The following is a 17,087-nucleotide window of genomic DNA, read 5'->3' as shown; positions in this document are numbered from 1 at the left end:
GCTCGCGAGGGGCCTCAAAGATCAGAGGTCTTCGGTTCGTGGGCGCTGGCTATCAGGGGTGCGCGCTTGGGCGAGCTGATTACACATCAGGTTCTCTAGTCGAAGGTTCAACGGTCTGCTTAGCCTAAGTATGTTCGTTGAACGCGCGTGGCCCTGTGGTTGTGTGCCAGTAGCGGGCGTGGGCGCTGAAGAGAAATGGTCGGGGGTTCCCGAGTCTTACGTTTTCAACTCTACCCTAGTTTGGGCGTTTTGGGCCCGGGTGGTGATAGAGGGTACAGCTAGCGGGTGCGGATGGCGATGTCGATGGTGCCAATGGTGCGGTAGTGAACGTAGGTAGCGGTACCGTAGCGGCCGGTGGCATAGGCGACAGCGCTGGTGGGTGGGTTGCCACCCCAGGCGCTGCCGAGTTTGTCGACGAGCACGTAGTCGGGGCCGGGTTCCCCTGAGTGGCCGATCCAGTAGGCGGTATGGTTGGGCACCAGGTAGGTGAGGACGGAGAGGTCGGCAGCTACGGTGGCACCTTCTGGGATAGCGGCGACAGCTTCGGCCTTCATCTGGTCAGCGGTGGAAAGCTCAGTGGTGGCAAAGTCCGGATCAGCCAGCTGGACCAGGGGCTGGTTGGGCAGGAATCCTAGGCTGACGATAAGGGCGAGCGCGGGCAGGGCTACCGGGGCGCGGTGGCGCAGGGTTGCAAGGATTGTGCGGACGGTGCGCCCGGCGGGTGTTGCCCCGAGCCGGTAGGCGGGGACGTGTGTGCGGGCGGTGGCGCGGGCGAGCACGTCGAGTAGGGCGGTGAAGACGATGGGCATGAGCACGAGGTTGTAGTGCCAGGTGGGTTCCCAGTAGCCCTCTTGGGGGGAGAGGAAGCGCCAGATGAGGGTGGGGGCTGCGATGAGGGCGAGGGGGCTGGCGGTCCAGGCCAGGACGCCGGTGAGTAGGAGCAGCCCGAGCGTGGCGGTTTTTTGCCAGGGGTAGAAGAGCTGGGCGAAGGCGCCAAGCGGGTCGCCGATAGCCGCTGCAATGTCGAGTTTGTCGGAGTAGTCGAAGACTCCCCCGGTGTTGAAGTGGGGCAGGATAAGGCCGATGGCGAGCAGGGGCCAGACTATTCCCCAGAGCATGAGCAGGCTGGCTTCGGCGACCGCGGGGGTATTGCCCCAGGAGCGCAGCAGGGTGCGGTAGCGTTCGCGGCGGGGGCGTACCGGGGCGGACGCCGAGGGAAAAGCAATGCTACTTGCGGTGGAGAACCAGCCGGTGCGGGCCAGGACTACCAGCCCGATGAGGAGAACCGTAATACCGACGTCCTCTTTGACGAAGACCAGGGGCGCTGCCCAATAGATAGAGCGGCGCAGGAGGGGGGCGGGAGCGTCCGTCAGGCGGGTGAGCGCCAGGTAGCCCAGACTCATGACCAGCAGGGGTAGGGCGAAGGCGACCTCATGGAACTGGACAGCAACGGCCTGCTGGATGCCGAAGCTCAGGGCATAGGCAGTTCCAAGAGCCAGGGCTGCCCAGAGTGCCAGGACGCGCTGGGCAAAGCGCACCAGCAGGTAGACCGACAGGGCAACCAGCCCGTTTTGCACGTAGAGCAGGGTGGCGGGGCTCGGCCAGAGCCAGTAGAAGGGGGTTAGGAGCACGGTGACGGGGTGGAAGTGATCCCCCAGCAGGTTGAACCCCTCCCCCTTGATGGGCACGATCGGGGTCTGCCCGGCGGCATAGGCCTTAGCCAGCTGAGAGAAGATACCCAGGTCCCAGGAAGGTATAACGTAGTGCCGCCACTGCAACCAGGAGTAGACGCTGTAGAGGGCGAATACAGCCAGGGCAAGAGCCGCTGCGCTGGTGCGGGCTCTACGGGGGTGGGCTTCTGCGGGCAGTAGGGAGGAGCTCATGCGCCTTCTTTATCAGGGGACGGGGCCTGCCACAGGCTGTGTGGCTCTTGTACGAGTATAGACAAGTGCAGGGCAGTTCTGCGGGGTAGGGTGGGCGGGTATGAGACGATGGGGAGCATGTTGCGAGCGCATTTTGTTCTGGATCCGACCCACCGGGTTCACCTGGGCCAGACCTTCGCCACCCTGCAACGAGGTACTTTTGATCCCCTGTTTCGGCAGGTTCAGGGCCCTGCAGGCCCAGTTTTTTGGGCAACGGCCCGCGAAGCCGGGGTAGGGCTGGCAGTCCGTTTTGCCAGGACGCACCCCGCCGACCTGCATGCCCCGATTGAGGTAACGATTTGGGCAGGTGACAGCTCCCCTAGCGGTACATCATCTGCGTCCGCCTTGGAAGCTTTTGCGGCTCGCGTGCCGGGCTGGGTGGGTGAGCAGGACCGGTGGGCCGGCTTCTACGCCTCAGAGGCCTGGGGGCAGCTGCCAGCTAGGCTGGTGCAGGCCCGGGCCGAGGCGCCGGGGCTGCGGCTATCCTCTATTGGCCTGCTCTCGCAGAACCTGCTACTGGCCATCACCGAACAGCGGGTCACCGGTATCGAGGCTATGGGAGGTATGCGGGCCCTGCTACGCCAGTACGGTGAACCAGCTCCTGCAACCGGGCTCCCCGACCAGCCGCCGGGGCTTGTTATCTTCCCGCAGGCGTCCGCCTTTGCCCAGATTCCTGACTGGGCCTACCACCGCGCTGGCTTTGACCGCTCCCGCTCATCTGCCATGGTGCACTATGCGAACCGGGCTGAGTCCTTCGAGCGGTTTGCCACCCAGCACAGCGTGAGCGAACTCGCTCGGGCACTGAACTCGGTTCCCGGTATTGGCCCCTGGACCATCGCAGAAACCCTGCAACGCTACTGCGGCCACCCCGACGCCGTCAGCGTGGGCGACTACCACCTTGCCCACCACGTCACCTACGCCTTCGATGGTACCCGCGGCGATGACGCCCGCATGGTAGAGCTACTTGCTCCCTATGCCGGGCACCGCCAGCGGGTCGTGGCCCTCATCAAGGCCGCCGGGATCAGCGAACCGCGCCGCGGCCCCAGATACGCCCCGCAGGATATGCGGTCCTTCTAAGACGAAGTCGCCCTCCCCCAATTAGGGGGAGGGCGACTTAATATAAAGAAAGTTAGTGGCTTTAGGCCTGCTCAGCCTGGGCTGCTTCAGCCTCGGCAACCTGCTTGTGTACCTCGGCCATATCCAGACCCTTGACCGCGTCGATAATCTGGTCGAGCTGCTGGGCATTCAGGGCGCCGGGCTGAGAGAAGACGAGAACGCCCTCGCGGAAGCCCATGATGGTGGGGATAGAGGTGATACCTGCTGCGGCGGCCAGCTGCTGCTGGTCTTCGGTGTCGACCTTGCCGAAGGTGATGTCGGCGTGCTTTTCAGATGCAGCTTCAAAGATGGGGCCGAACTGCTTGCAGGGGCCGCACCAATCGGCCCAGAAGTCGAGGAAGAGAATGTCTGAGTTTTCGACGTTCTGGGTCAGGTTTTCCTGGGTAATTTCAATGGTTGCCATGAGAAACACGCTACCGGTTTTATCGGGGCTTGTCTAAAGACTGTGGCCGGTTTCTCTGATAATGAAGCTAGCTCACCAGGGGAATAAAAAATCCCGCCTCGTGTGAGGCGGGATTTTCGCTGTGGCAGATGAGGGATTTGAACCCCCGTAGGCAATGCCAGCTGATTTACAGTCAGCCCCCTTTGGCCGCTCGGGTAATCTGCCGTATTCAATTTCTTGAATGTGTTCGTTTGAGCGAACAGTAGAATACTTTACACACTTTTAGACAGCTTGCCAAACCGAAAGTAGCTTTTGTTGCAAAGACCACTTAAGCGGGCCGACCGGCGCGCTGTGAGAGCGGGCGCCGGTCGGGGTAAGGCTAGTTGGATGCAGAGCTTGCCGCCAGGGCTTCTTGCTCTAGCAGGAGCGATATTTCAAGGTTTTCTAGGTAGGCATAAGCCTGGTCGGGGGTGCACATACCGCCACGAATTTCGCGGGAGAGGTTTTCTTTCACGCCCTCGAATCTAGCGACCAAATCAGCATCGTGCAGGGTTTGACCTAGCCCACGGGTAAAATCTGGGGCCTGTTCGACTTCAGGCGAGCCGCTGCCCGCCGGGGCAGTCGCATCGGCGGCAGTAAAGCCGTCTGCCACTAAATCTGCAAGGAGAGCCTCGTAGGCTCGCTGCATGGTCTCGTCAGTTACAGCTAGTACCTGGTGCGCTGCCGGAGTGGTTCCTGAGCCGGGCTGTATGCCGGCTGCAGCGTGGGCAGCTGTTTTCTTTTCAGCCATAGCTTCATCCTTCCAAACCAAGATGAACTTTAGCTGAGAATGGTGTCACAGTTTCATAACGATTGCGATAACCTGCATACCCTCCGAAAAACAGGGTACCTTTGTAGAGAAGCCCCTCCCCGCACCGTTATGTCAGGGGCATAAGTCACACCGTCTACAAGCAGAAGAGGTAAATACCCGTGGCAAGCGATTCATCATTCGACGTTGTTTCAAAGGTCGACAAGCAGGAAGTTTCTAACGCCCTCAACCAGGCCCAGAAGGAAGTAGCCCAGCGCTACGACTTCCGCGGTGTCGGCGCTGAAATTGATTTCTCCGGCGAAAAGATCCTGATTAAGGCCAACTCCGAGGAGCGCGCCCTGGCCGTGCTCGATGTCTTCCAGTCCAAGCTGGTCAAGCGCGGCATCTCACTCAAGTCCCTGGATTCCGGCGACCCCTACGCTTCTGGCAAGGAATACCGCATTGAGTCCTCTATCAAGGAGGGTATCGCCCAGGACCAGGCCAAGAAAATCTCTAAGCTCATTCGCGAAGAGGGCCCCAAGTCGGTCAAGGCTACCATTCAGGGCGATGAGCTGCGCGTAACCTCCAAGTCCCGCGATGACCTGCAGGACGTCATTGCCCTACTCAAGGGCGCCGACCTTGAGGTTGACCTGCAGTTCGTCAACTACCGCTAGGCACCTGCCCCATAGGGGCGTCCGCACCTAGATATAAGGCTCCCCACCTGCCCGGGCAGGTGGGGAGCTCTTCTTTAACCTGTTCAGATTTGTACGGTCAACTTTCAGTCAGCGTGACCTGAAGTCTAGAGCTGCCCATTCTGACGAGCCATATTTTCGAGGCGGGCGATACGGTCAGCCATGGGCGGGTGGGTGGCCATCAGGTTCTTAACCGAACCACCGCCTCGGAAGGGGTTAGCAATCATCATGGAGGCAGCGCCTGCGGTCTGGCGGTTCTCGGGGTTCATGGGGTAGCGTGACACCCCGTTTTCCAGCTTGTGCAGGGCGGACGCTAGCGCCAGCGGGTCGCCGGTGAGGCGGGCGCCGTCCTCGTCGGCATCATATTCGCGGGTGCGGCTAATAGCCATTTGCATAACGGCTGAGGCCAGGGGTGCGAGGAAGGCGATGAGCAGAGTAAAGACGAGGCCACCGCCGCGGTTCTCTTCGCGGTTACCTCCAAACATGGCGCCGAAGGTAGCAAACTGGGCGATAGTACCGATGACGGAGGCGATAGCGGCAGCAATTGAACCGGTCAGAATATCGCGGTTGTAGACGTGCATGAGCTCATGACCAATCACACCGCGCATCTCGCGCTCGTCGAGCAGCTGCAGAATACCCTCGGTGCAGCAGACCGCGGCGTTCTGGGGGTTACGGCCGGTAGCGAAGGCGTTAGGGGTCATGGTCGGGGCAACGTAGAGTTTGGGCATGGGCTGGTTGGCCTTAGCTGAGAGCTCTTCAACGATGGCGTAGAGGCCGGGAATCTGCTCGCGGGTAACCGGGTAGGCGTTCATGGAGCGGATGGCGAGCTTGTCAGAATTCCAGTAGGTGTAGGCGACGGTGCCGACGCCAATTAGGCCAAATATCAGGATGAAGATTGAGCTTCGGGTGAAGTAGGCCAGCCCCGCGCCGATAAGGAGTAGGAAACCTACCATCGACCCCAAGAGCAGGGCTGTTTTGAGGCCGTTGTTATGGCTGTGCATGAAAGTCCTTTCGTCGGGGTCTTGATTTCTAGGTTAGATGCCCAAGCTGAGATAGTGCCCGGTGTTCCGCTAGAGGCTTTAGAAAAACGCCCACCGAGTCCCCTTGTGCGGGGCCGGTAGGCGTTTCTTACCTAGTAGCAGGTGATGTCTTGAATTCGGCTGATGCCAAAGTAGCTCTCAAGCACGTAGGTGGCATAGGGCGATTCGATGATGATGGGGGGCAGGTAGGTTCCAAATCCTGAGGGGAATTCAGCACCTTCAGAGTCAGTGACCAGGAAGGTGATGATGCACATACGGTTGTCACCAACGGGGTGCCCAATGGTATCCCAGGGAGTATTAGCGATGAACTCGTAGTACTCCGGAGTACCCACCCAGTCCAGGGGCCCCAGAATCTCAGGGATTCCAGTATCGGGATCCACCGGATCGACAGGCTCAACCGGGTCGACAGGCTCAACAGGAACTTCTGGCTCAACAGGGTCTACGGGGACCTCAGGATCGACAGGTTCAACGGGAACTTCCGGGTCAACGGGCTCGACCGGAACTTCCGGGTCAACGGGCTCGACCGGAACTTCCGGATCGACAGGCTCAACGGGAACCTCCGGATCGACAGGCTCAACAGGGTCGACAGGATCAGTAGGATCAACCGGGTCCACGGGAACTTCTGGCTCAACCGGGTCCACGGGAACTTCTGGCTCAACCGGGTCCACGGGAACTTCTGGCTCAACCGGGTCCACGGGAACCTCAGGGTCGACCGGTTCAACGGGAACTTCGGGCTCAACCGGGTCCACAGGCTCGACCGGAACTTCCGGGTCAACGGGCTCAACGGGAACCTCAGGATCCACAGGTTCAACAGGAACTTCCGGGTCAACCGGGTCAACGGGAACTTCCGGATCGACAGGCTCAACAGGAACCTCGGGGTCAACTGGCTCGACCGGAACTTCCGGGTCCACGGGCTCAACAGGAACCTCAGGGTCCACAGGCTGCTCGGGAGCAATCGGGGTCTCAGGTTCTGCCGGAGGGGCTGGCTCAGAGGGAGTGACCGGCTCGGCAGGAGCTTCCGGCTGCGAGGGAACAGCAGGGGCTTCGGGAGCAGCAGGTAGCTCAGGGGTGACCGGGGCAGCCGAAGACTCAGGGGCAGGAGCCAGAGGAACCTGCGCAGAAACAGGCTCAGTCAGAGACGCTGTAGCATTTTCAGAAGTGGCAGGAGCACTCGCACTAGATGCAGCAGACTCAGCGGTCTTGTTCGTTGAAGCAGAGCTACCGTCGGACGAGGCAGCAGCAAGCGGCTGCGCAACAGGAGCTTCCGGCGCCACCGCATTGGCCAGAGAACTTGAAGAGGCAGCACTGCTAGAGCTGCTGCTGCCCTGGCCAGCTGAGGGCCCGTTAACGGCTACGGACGAGCGCAAGGTTTCGGCGGTCATGCCGCTAGAGACGCTCTGGGGCTCGTTCACCAGGCTATCGGTAACGCCTGAAGTATCGTCGCTCGGCTGGGCTTTAGGGGTCTGCAGCTGGGAGTCTGCGCTGATAACCGCTGAACCGGCCGAAGAATTATTGACCAGGGCCATACCACCGGCCACAGCACCGATAGCGGTCACGACCGCAGCGGCACCTGCCAGGGCCTGGCTGCCGGGCGTCCAGCGTCCGCCCCCAAAACCTGAGAAAAGGCCACCCTGGGCGCCGGCACCAGCGGCGGCGCTACCAGCCACACCACCGGCCAGGAAGGGCAGAAGCACCTTGGAACCGTCGGTGATAACGGGCACCAGGCCCGCCAGCACGGGGAAAACCCAAACACGCATGGACTTGTTGATACCGGCCAGGGTCAGGTATTCCGAGGTGCAGTAGGAGCACACCGACAGGTGCAGGCGCAGAGCTTCACTACGCTTCTTGGTCAGGGAGCCACGCACCATAGAGCTCAGGTGGGGTGAGTACTGGGCACACTCGTCGGTCTTCGGCGCGTTCTGGTGGGCCCGCAGGAAGCCTTCGCGCAGGCTCTCACGGGCACGGGTAGCCAGGGCCGAGACGGCGTTGGCAGAAAGATTCATGGTCTGGGCGACTTCGCGGGGCTTCTTATCTTCAACCTCGGTCATCCAGAGCACGGTCTGCCAGCGTTCCGGCAGGCCGGTGAAGGCGCTGATGAGCTCGTCTGATTCGTGTAATTTCAAGACGGTTTCGTCCAGCGAGCCCATGGATTCCAGGTGCTCTTCTTCGCTGGGCACTTCTTTTTGGGCAATCAGGCCATTTTCTGCCGCCAGGTGGGCAATGGTAGTAGCAAGGTAGCCCCCCATAAAGGTTCGGGGGCCCTTACCGTTCTTGAGGGCCTGAAGCACACGCACAAAGGCTTCGGAGACGATGTCTTCTGAGAGGGTGTTGTTAGAGGTGTGCTTATAAGCGATGGCGCGAGCCATCGACACGTAACGTTCATACAGAACGCCGAACGAATCAAGCTTGCCTTCGCGGACGTCCGAGAGCAGCAGCTCGTCGGTGGGGCCGCCAGTAGCTGGTTGCGCGGTGTTGTGTGATTGCATGAAAATCCCTGGGTTTATGCGAGTTACCCCTAGTTAGAGTGGTGGGGCATTCTATTAGTCTATCGGGATTATGCCCTGTGTGCAGTAGTTTGTGGAAAGAACAACAACGGCCCGACCCCTATGCGGTGACAGGGGCCGGGCCGTTGTTGTCCCTAGCGGTAAAGCGGTGCGAGCCTCTCTACCCTCTGTTGGTGGCAGCAGCTCCCCCTTCCCTGGAGGTGCCGCCTGCCGGTGGTGAGTGTGTAGCTTGTGTGCCACCACCCACGAACAGCGTTGGCACTTTGCGTTTCAGTGCCTGCGAAAGCATCTGAAGTGTATTGGGTTGTATGTATTTGCCCTGGCACAGAACCCGCGAACGGCCCTGTGCGGTGGCTATTTTCTGTGTGTGGTGGGCAGAGCCGCTCGATAAGTTCCAGCAGCGGCGGCTCTGCACCTTAACACATCACAGTGTTGGCTCCTTGGGCGCCGGGGTGTTTTCCCCTAGTCCCGGCGAGGTGCCGTTGTGCTCGTCGAATCCCCACGATTGACGGGCACGATTTATTCCCTTGTTCCCCGCCCTGCTTCCCATAGCAGTTTGGGGGTGGTGTGCCACCGAGCCGATCATGAAAACCGGTAGGCACACCCGACAGTTTTGCGCTGTCATAGATAAAGAGCCGTTTGAGCCCGTTTCATGACGCGAAAACGGGAAGTTTTTTAAAAAACTTTTTCAGACCCCCTTAAATGCACATCTGACAAGCATTTTTGCTTCTCAAAGTTTTTTAAAAGTTTGAAGCTCTACGCCGGGCAAAGCCGCCGCATCGCTCGCAACAGGTAGGTGCGGACGTCCGCCCTCCTTTCCACGCAGGGCCAACTGGGTGCTCCTACTGGACTACCTTACCCAAGGTTCAACCCAGGCATTCTTGAGGGGCTACCCAGCCTTACCTTATTGTGAAAGATTCAAAATAAGGATATTATGGTGACATGATGTCAACAATGAGCACCCTCGGAGCCAACGGCTGCAGCCACATCCCCGGCAGCACCGAGCCCCCTGCCAGTGCTTACCAAGAAGCCTGGTCGGCCCAACTCCGAGCCAAGGGACGCCGCGTCACCAAGCAACGCCTCGCCGTGCTTGCCGCTGTGCACGATAACCCCCACTCCACCGCAGACGCCGTTGTTACCGCCGTCCGCCAGGAACTACCGGGCATCACCGTACAGTCGGTGTACGTCGTCCTTGCCGACCTCACCGACATCAACATGCTCCGCAAGTTCGAACCACCGGGGTCAGCAGGGCTCTACGAGACCCGCACCGGCGACAACCACCACCACGCCTACTGCATCCGCTGCGGCAAGGTCGAAGACGTGGACTGCGCCATCGGGGCCGCCCCCTGCCTCACCCCCAGCGATTTTCACGGCATGGCACTTCTCAGCGCCGATGTGCTCTACCGAGGCATCTGCTCCGACTGCCAAAACGCCGACGAAAAAGAAGTGGCCCTCGCCCAGCAGGCAGCTGCCAACCAGGCACTGGCCAGCTAGGGCAGAGCGTCATCACCCTCTGCCTGCCTACTAGAACCGCCCCTAGAGACAAGCAGAAAGCAACCCCACACAGGAAAGTAGGAAAAATGAACAACCCGATTAAGCCCGGTTCATTTACCACCACCACCCAGGGTGCCCCCGTTGCCTCAGACAACGACTCCCTGACCGTAGGTGCCGACGGCCCCATCGTCCTGCACGACGCCTACACCGTCGAAAAGCTCGCCCAGTTCAACCGCGAGCGCGTCCCCGAGCGTGTCGTACACGCTAAGGGCACTGGCGCCTTCGGTGTCTTTGAGACCACCGAAGATGTCTCCAAGTACACCCGCGCAGCTCTCTTCCAGCCCGGTGTATCCACCGAGATGCTGATTCGTTTCTCCACCGTTGCCGGTGAGCAGGGTTCACCCGACACCTGGCGCGACCCCCGCGGTTTTGCGGTCAAGTTCTACACCACCGAGGGTAACTACGACCTGGTCGGTAACAACACCCCCATCTTCTTCATCCGCGACGCCATCAAGTTCCCCGACTTCATCCACTCCCAGAAGCGTCTACCCGGCAACGGCCTGCGCAACAACGACATGCAGTGGGACTTCTGGAGCCTTCGCACCGAGTCAGCCCACCAGGTAACCTGGCTCATGGGTGACCGCGGCATCCCCGCTACCCTGCGCCACATGGACGGCTTCGGTTCACACACCTACCAGTGGATCAACGCCGAAGGTGAGCGTTTCTGGGTCAAGTACCACTTCAAGACCGACCAGGGCAACGACTTCCTGACCGGTGCTGACGCTGAGCGTATCGCTGGCGAAAACGCTGACTACCACCGTCAGGACCTCTACGAGGCTATCGAGCGTGGCGAGTTCCCCTCATGGACTCTCTACGTTCAGGTCATGCCCTACGAGGACGCCAAGACCTACCGCTTCAACCCCTTCGACCTGACCAAGGTCTGGCCCCACGCTGACTACCCCCTGATCAAGGTGGGTAAGATGACCCTGAACAAGAACCCCGAGAACTTCTTCGCTCAGATTGAGCAGGCTACCTTCTCACCCTCCAACTTCGTTCCGGGTATCGCAGCCTCCCCCGACAAGATGCTGCTGGGCCGTATCTTCTCCTACCCCGATGCCCACCGCTACCGTGTGGGCACCAACTTCGCTGACCTGCCCGTCAACTACGCGAAGAACGCTGAAGTGAACAACTACAGCCAGGACGGCGCTATGCGCTACACCTTCAACAGCCCCGATACCCCCGTCTATGCCCCCAACACCTTCGGTGGCCCCCACGCTGACGCTGCCCGCGCCGGTGAGGGTTCTTGGGAAGCTGATGGCGCCCTGGTTCGCGCTGCTGCCACCCTGCACGCTGAAGACGATGACTTCGGCCAGGCCCGCACCCTCTACGCCGATGTCATGGACGATGCCGCTAAGGCTCGCCTGGTCGAGAACATCGCCGGTCACGTTGGTGCTGTTGTCTCTGACGAGATTCGTGAGCGTGCCTTCAAGTACTGGGATTCAGTCCACGAAGAGCTGGGCGCCCGCGTCCGTGAAGCTTACAAGCACAACAACGAGAAGAACGACGAGCCTACTCCCCAGACCACCTAAGGTCTGCGGTAAAGCCTAGCTTTTCGCAAGAAAGCCGCCCCCGGCGTCCTTTTGGGTAAGGACGTCGGGGGCGGCTTTGTGGTGCTGGTGCAAGCTGGCGGGGTTAGGCCTTGCTCTGTACCTTATTCGGCAATGTGTTTGGGGGCGTCTTCTTCGTCGCGTTCCTTCTTCTCGAAGGGCCACCACCAGGCAGCTTCACCCAGCATATACATGGTGGCGGGGATGAAGGTGGTGCGGATGAGGAAGGCATCCATGGCGACGCCCAGGGCTAGGGCAAAGCCGATGGGGCGCACTGCGGTGAGGTGGGAGAAGATGAAGCCGGCGAAAACAGCGACCATGATGACGCCGCAGGCGGTCACAACGGCGCCACCTTGCTTGTAGCCCAGTACAACAGCATCGCCTGCCGAGTGGCCCTTGCGGTGGGCGTCGCGCATGCCCGAGACGATGAAGATTTGGTAGTCGACCGAGAGGCCAAACAGGATGCCGATGAGCAGGATGGGCAGGAAGGCCAGGATAGGCCCGGGCTGGGTAACACCGAAGATGTCAGCTAGCCAGCCCCACTGGTAAACAGCGACGACGGCTCCGAACGATGCCAGGGTAGACAGCAGGAAGCCGATAGTGGCCATGACCGGCACGATGATGGAGCGGAATACAAAGGCCATCAGGACCAGGCAAAGGGCAATCACGACCCCGAGGTAGAGCGGGATAGAACTTGAGATACGTTCTGAAATCTCGATGTTGGCTACGGTGGAGCCGGTCAGGCCGATGGTGGTTGCGGTGGCTTTTTCGGTGGCCTCCAGTTTGTCGTTCATGGAATGAACGGTGGCGAGGGTGCTGTCTGCCGAGGGCCCTTCACTGGGGAAGAAGGCCAAAATGGCGGTGGCGTTGTCGTCACTGGTAGCGACGATGGCGACACTTTCGATTTTATTGTTTTTGAGGCGGTCTGCCACGTCGAGGGCTACGTCGCGCAGGCGGGCTTCGTCACCGGGGACGGTGAGGGTAACACCCGCGATGATAGGCCCGTTGACGCCTTCACCGAACTTTTCGGAGATGGTCTGGTATGCCTGGTAGGAGGTTGAGTCGGTGGCCTGGTAGGAGCCGTCGGGCAGGCCCAGTCGGAGGGAGGTGGTGGGGATAATCGCCAGTACCAGCACAGCTACCGAAACGAGGGTCATAGCAATGGGGTGGCGGGTCACGAAGCCTCCCCAGCCCTTGTAGGCGGCTTCGATTTCGGCGAAGGCTTCACGGCGGTTACGGGGTACCTGGATTTCCTGGGTGCGGGCCAGGTTGAGCTGCTTCAGTTCCTCCCGTTGGGCGCGGGTGAGGACGCGGGTGCCCAGCAGGCTCAGGACGGCCGGTACCAGGGTGAGCGAGGAAGCCACGACGAGGGCTACGGCAAAGGCACCGGCGAAGCCCATGATGGCGAGGAAGGGTAGGCCTGTCAGGCAAAGGGCAGACAGCGCGATGATGTTAGTCATTCCGGCAAAGAGCACGGAGTGACCTGCTGTTGAGTTAGCGGTGCCTACTGCGTCCAGCACGTCTTCTCCGTCGCGTAGTTCTTCGCGGAAGCGGTAGAGAATCAGCAGGGCGTAGTCGATACCGACGCCAAGACCCAGCATGAGGGCGAGAACGGGGTCGGTGGCGGTCATACCGATGAAGGCAGTACTGGTGTACACCAGGGCAACGGCGGTCCCGGCCCCGATGAGGGCGAGCACCAGGGGTAGACCGGCGGCTACGACCGCCCCCAGGGTAATCAGCAGGACGATAAAGGCTACGACCAGGCCAATAATTTCTGAGATACCGAAGACGTCGCTGACGTCCTGGTCGAGCTCGTAGCTGTAGTTGACGGTTAGGCCGGTGTCTTTGAGCGTGTCAAAGGTGCTAAAGACTTCTTCCCGCACCGAGGTGGGCAGGGAGTTAGTGTCCTGGTTGAAGGCGATATTGACGATTGCAGCGGTACCGTCTTCGCTCACCATGTTCGCGTCGGCCGCCGCATCTAGTTCGCGCTGGGCAGCATCGACCTTATCCTGGTTGGATCGCAGGGTGGTGCGGGCTTGCGCCAGGGCGGTTTCTTGAGCCGCCAGGTCGGGGGCTAGTGCCGCAATTTCTTCTGAGCTCAGCCCCTGAGGTAGGGCTGCTTTAGCGGCATCTAGCTGGGCCTGTCCCTCATCAATTTGCGCCTTGGCTTGGGCTAGCTGGGCTTTAGCGTCCTCAAGTTGCACGGATGCCTGGGTCACCGCATCTGCTGCCACGAAGGGGTCAAGGGAACCAGCAACCTCGGGCAGCTGGTCGATCGTAGTAACAGCCTGGGCGATTGCCTGCTTCTGGGTGTCATCGAAACCGTTGTCGGCTTCAAGAACCACGTAGCCGCTAGAGATACCGTTGTCGGGAATCTTGGCTTGAAGGTCTTCCCGCACAGCTTCAAAAGAAGCCCCCGGCATGGTGTAGTTAGCCGTTGCACCGCGTGCTAGGGTCAGTGCCCCAACGGCTGCAAGAATCAGAAGTACCAGCCATATCACGATGGTGGCTCGGGCATGACGAGCCGCGGTGAGGCCGAGCGTGCGCAGGGCGCCTGTCATGGGGGAACTCCTGAAGTAAGGGGGTGGGGGTTTACTGAGATTCTACTACTGAAATGAGCTGGCGCACCTGTTCCATGGGGAGAGTGGCGTGGGGTGCCAGGGCATTGATGCGTACAGCGCTACTTTCACCGGCGGCAAAGAGTTTGAGGGCCTCGAGTGCCGGGGCGCTACGTACCACCAGGGTCGGGTCAAGAGCAGCAACTTCGGCAGCTGTTGTAAAGACTAAGGCGACGTTTTCTTCGCTGTCATCGTCTTTCTTAAGCATGACAGGGTGGCCTACCGGATCATCTGCACGTACACCCAGCAGGAGCACAGATGCAGGGGCTGTGAGAGCCATCAGCAGGTCGTGCATATTTTCTTCAACGAGAGCTCGCTGGGCCGGCATGTTATGCGGGGACCCAATCACCCACTGGATCTGGGCTTTTTCAATAAAGCACTCGTGCTCGCTACCGGGGTCCAGCACCAGCACGTCTATTGTTTCGTCGTGGGCTACCTGCAGGAAAACCTTCATGGCGTGTTCTACCACCAGGCGGGGGTGAGGGGCGTTCAGCACCTGAGCTGAGTAGGTTTTAGCAGGTTCAGTTGCTGAGTAGGCGGTCAGTGCCCTCATGCCGTTAGCAAGGCGCAGCACCTGGTAGTTGAGCTGAGGGGTACCCTCAGGAGTCACCGTGCTCTGGGAGATATCCATGATGAGATTGCCGCCCTGGGCGGTACGGACGACGTTCGCTAAGGACTGCTCGCTCCTGGCGGTTGCGAAGCCCGCCAGGGCCTCAGTCAGATAGCGGTTGACGGGGCCTACAGGCAGGGCACCTTCCCCACCGGTTTCAGCGAAACCTGCGCCCCGGCGTCCTGCCAGACGCACGGCAGCCCAGTCAGGCACGTGCTCGGGGTCGCGGGGGAAAAGTTCAAAGTGGGCGCGGATATCGCGGGCACTCAGGCGGCCCTCGCCGTTCCAGTCCACCGGCTCGTGGGCACGGTCGTAGGACGCCCCAATCTGGTACTGGGGCTCAGGCCAGTTGCTGGCGGTAATCACCACAGATGCGGTGAACCAGGTGCCCTCCCCCTCAACAAAAGAGGCGTGCTGCAGCTGCTCAATAGCGGGAAGCACCGGGCTGTTAGATTTCACCGGCCCCACAGTGCCCACATAGTCCTGCTCATCGCGTGATTCAGTAATGCGCACAAATACAGTTTCAGATAGGGGCTTGATATCGAGTACCAGCTCATTCCAGCCGGGTTCAACCTTAACCGTGCCCAGCATCCAGCTACCAATAGCGTTCAAGGCATCTTGCACCATAGCGGGGCGTTCAATCTCGGTGTAACGGGGCGAAGAAGGCGACATACTGTTCCTGAAGGTTTGGGCGAAGCAAAGCCCTATCGGCGCTACCGGAGGTAAAGCCAAGGGGCGCGAGTTATCTACCCCATTAAACCAAGAAACTACCCGCCTCGGGGCAGAGCACACCCGCCTTCTTCCTGAGTGATTCTCCCCTAGTTTCAAGGAGGGTGCTGAATATGTCAGAAATTCAAGCTCTTACCGCGGCAAAAAGGTGCGGGAGCCCCATAAGAGTTGCTAGCCTTGACCGTATGACTACTACACTGCAGGATCTGATTGACGATTCAATCTTTATCTCCACCGAGTACCAGGCCCGTCTTGCTGAAATCAGCGGCGGCGCAGAATGGACGGTGGATTTCTCTGCACCGTCATTCACCCTCCAGTCTGATGCTTCCGTAAGCCTCACCCCCTACCTGCTGGGTACTGAATCCGAGAACCGCGGTTCCTGGATTTGGTCGTGGCAGGAGCTCGGTCACTTCCCCGACCGCGTCGTTTCGGCAGCAATCCAGGCGCGTGAAGGCGGAGCGAAGCACAGCATCTCTGAGCTCACCACCGATGAGCTCCCCCTCGACTCGGGTCTGGCCCGCAAACTGACCCTGGCCTCCAAGGCGCTGACCGGCGTCTACGCCCACTACCCCGTGACTGCCGGGGCAGGCGTCCGTGCCTGGATTCTGCTCGATGGCAGCCAGCTTGAACTTGAGGCTCCCACCGTCAACCGTATGGGCCAGGTGATGGCGCAGGCCCTGCAGACCGGCACCGCCGTGAACCACCTGCGCGCCGTAGATTCCTACGCCAAGCTGCGCGGTGCCCACATTGCCTGGGACACCGAGGCAACCGCCGTCATCACCGCTTCGGACGGCGCCCTGCGCCTCTGGTTCGATAACGGCAAGATTTCGGGTATCGAGGCTGCTGAGCCCCAGGCTGGGGCCGACGAGCTGGCTCGCCTGGCTCAGAGCGCCCGCGACCTGCGCGAACAGCTTGCTGCTGAGCGTCAGGGCATCGAAGCAGTAGCAGCCCAGGAGGCCGCTGCCCAGGTCGCAGCCCGCGAAGAGGCTAACCGCCTGGCGGCTGAAGAAGCTGCCCGTGAGGACGAGGCTCGCGCCGAAGCCGCTCGCGCAGCCGAGGCTGAAGCTCTGGCCGCTGAACAGGCCGCCATCGAAGCTCGCGAGGCTGAAATTGCTGCCGCTGAAGAGCGCGCTGCAGCTGAAGCAGCTGAGGCCGAGCGTCTCGAGAAGGAACGCGCCGAAGAGGCTGCCCGTGAGGAAGAGGTCGAAGGTACCATCACCACCGACCGGGTTTACCCCAACGCCGAGCAGCCCTACGACCGCGAACCTGCTGAGGACGCCCGCCCCGGCCGTGTCACCACCAGCGCTATCGCCGATGAAGATATCGTGCGCGATGAGCCTGTTCAGGTAGAGGAGCCCCAGACCGGTTCCGTTGCTGCGGAGCAGGTTATCGAAGAAGCTGAGCAGACTGAGCAGGCCCCCGCCGGCTACGAGCAGGTTGATGAACCTGCCCGCCCTGCCTCAGACATCCGTCTGGCTGGCCAGGCACCCGATCTTGAGGCTGAACGCGCAGAAGCTGCGACTAAGCCTAAGCCCAAGGAAGAAAAGAAGGGCTTCTTCAGCCGCTTCTTCGGCCTCTAGGCTTCA

12 protein-coding genes and 1 tRNA gene are annotated in these 17,087 nt (G+C 60.6%); 5 read left to right on the top strand and 8 right to left on the bottom strand.

Translation table 11 applies throughout. The annotated features are described in order from the left end of the window. Window positions 1-278: 278 nt before the first annotated feature. Window positions 279-1,883, bottom strand: a complete 1,605-nt coding sequence (locus tag L6963_RS07130; protein WP_237206167.1) for a DUF2079 domain-containing protein — start codon at window positions 1,881-1,883, stop codon at window positions 279-281. A 117-nt stretch (window positions 1,884-2,000) separates the two neighbouring features. Between L6963_RS07130 and L6963_RS07125 the strand changes: the two genes are divergently transcribed. Continuing rightward, window positions 2,001-2,999 (top strand): DNA-3-methyladenine glycosylase family protein, encoded by a 999-nt coding sequence (locus tag L6963_RS07125; protein WP_237206166.1) that lies wholly within the window; start codon window positions 2,001-2,003, stop codon window positions 2,997-2,999. A gap of 61 nt (window positions 3,000-3,060) precedes the next feature. Here the strand turns inward: L6963_RS07125 and trxA are convergent, their stop codons facing one another. The 3 genes from trxA to L6963_RS07110 all read right to left on the bottom strand — a co-directional run bounded on the left by trxA (window position 3,061) and on the right by L6963_RS07110 (window position 4,210). After that, window positions 3,061-3,441: a thioredoxin gene (trxA, locus tag L6963_RS07120; protein WP_237184939.1), complete on the bottom strand. Its 381-nt coding sequence runs from the start codon at window positions 3,439-3,441 to the stop codon at window positions 3,061-3,063. A gap of 122 nt (window positions 3,442-3,563) precedes the next feature. Further along, window positions 3,564-3,645, bottom strand: a tRNA-Tyr gene (locus tag L6963_RS07115). 154 nt (window positions 3,646-3,799) lie between these two features. Next, window positions 3,800-4,210, bottom strand: a complete 411-nt coding sequence (locus L6963_RS07110; protein ID WP_237199107.1) for a hypothetical protein — start codon at window positions 4,208-4,210, stop codon at window positions 3,800-3,802. Window positions 4,211-4,389: 179 nt separating this feature from the next. Here L6963_RS07110 and L6963_RS07105 point away from each other — a divergent pair, with 179 nt between their 5' ends. After that, window positions 4,390-4,881: a YajQ family cyclic di-GMP-binding protein gene (locus L6963_RS07105; RefSeq protein WP_237184942.1), complete on the top strand. Its 492-nt coding sequence runs from the start codon at window positions 4,390-4,392 to the stop codon at window positions 4,879-4,881. Between the two features lie 125 nt (window positions 4,882-5,006). Here the strand turns inward: L6963_RS07105 and htpX are convergent, their stop codons facing one another. Both htpX and L6963_RS07095 read right to left on the bottom strand, forming a co-directional pair. Beyond that, the gene (htpX, locus tag L6963_RS07100) at window positions 5,007-5,900 is read right to left on the bottom strand and encodes a zinc metalloprotease HtpX (protein WP_237206165.1); all 894 of its coding nucleotides are present in this window, start codon (window positions 5,898-5,900) and stop codon (window positions 5,007-5,009) included. A gap of 131 nt (window positions 5,901-6,031) precedes the next feature. Then, window positions 6,032-8,425: an RNA polymerase sigma factor gene (locus L6963_RS07095; protein ID WP_237206164.1), complete on the bottom strand. Its 2,394-nt coding sequence runs from the start codon at window positions 8,423-8,425 to the stop codon at window positions 6,032-6,034. 960 nt (window positions 8,426-9,385) lie between these two features. On the opposite strand from L6963_RS07095, the gene L6963_RS07090 reads away from it, so the two are divergent. Together L6963_RS07090 and L6963_RS07085 are read left to right on the top strand one after the other, a co-directional pair. Continuing rightward, window positions 9,386-9,937, top strand: a complete 552-nt coding sequence (locus L6963_RS07090; protein WP_237199109.1) for a Fur family transcriptional regulator — start codon at window positions 9,386-9,388, stop codon at window positions 9,935-9,937. An 86-nt stretch (window positions 9,938-10,023) separates the two neighbouring features. After that, window positions 10,024-11,526, top strand: a complete 1,503-nt coding sequence (locus tag L6963_RS07085) for a catalase (RefSeq protein ID WP_237194843.1) — start codon at window positions 10,024-10,026, stop codon at window positions 11,524-11,526. 122 nt (window positions 11,527-11,648) lie between these two features. Here L6963_RS07085 and L6963_RS07080 read toward each other — a convergent pair whose 3' ends face one another. Next, a complete protein-coding gene (locus L6963_RS07080; protein WP_237206163.1) occupies window positions 11,649-14,105 on the bottom strand; it encodes an MMPL family transporter in 2,457 nt (818 codons plus the stop codon). Between the two features lie 31 nt (window positions 14,106-14,136). Beyond that, a complete protein-coding gene (locus L6963_RS07075) occupies window positions 14,137-15,444 on the bottom strand; it encodes an SseB family protein (protein ID WP_237194848.1) in 1,308 nt (435 codons plus the stop codon). A 242-nt stretch (window positions 15,445-15,686) separates the two neighbouring features. On the opposite strand from L6963_RS07075, the gene L6963_RS07070 reads away from it, so the two are divergent. Beyond that, window positions 15,687-17,081 carry a DUF6882 domain-containing protein gene (locus L6963_RS07070; RefSeq protein WP_237199112.1) on the top strand — a complete coding sequence of 465 codons (1,395 nt, stop codon included), beginning with the start codon at window positions 15,687-15,689 and terminating at the stop codon, window positions 17,079-17,081. Window positions 17,082-17,087 lie beyond the last annotated feature (6 nt).

The organism is Rothia nasimurium (assembly GCF_928392795.1).
Taxonomy (GTDB): Bacteria; Actinomycetota; Actinomycetes; order Actinomycetales; family Micrococcaceae; genus Rothia; species Rothia nasimurium_F.
Note: the sequence above shows the minus strand (reverse complement) of the source record. Positions and strands in the feature narration are given on the sequence as shown.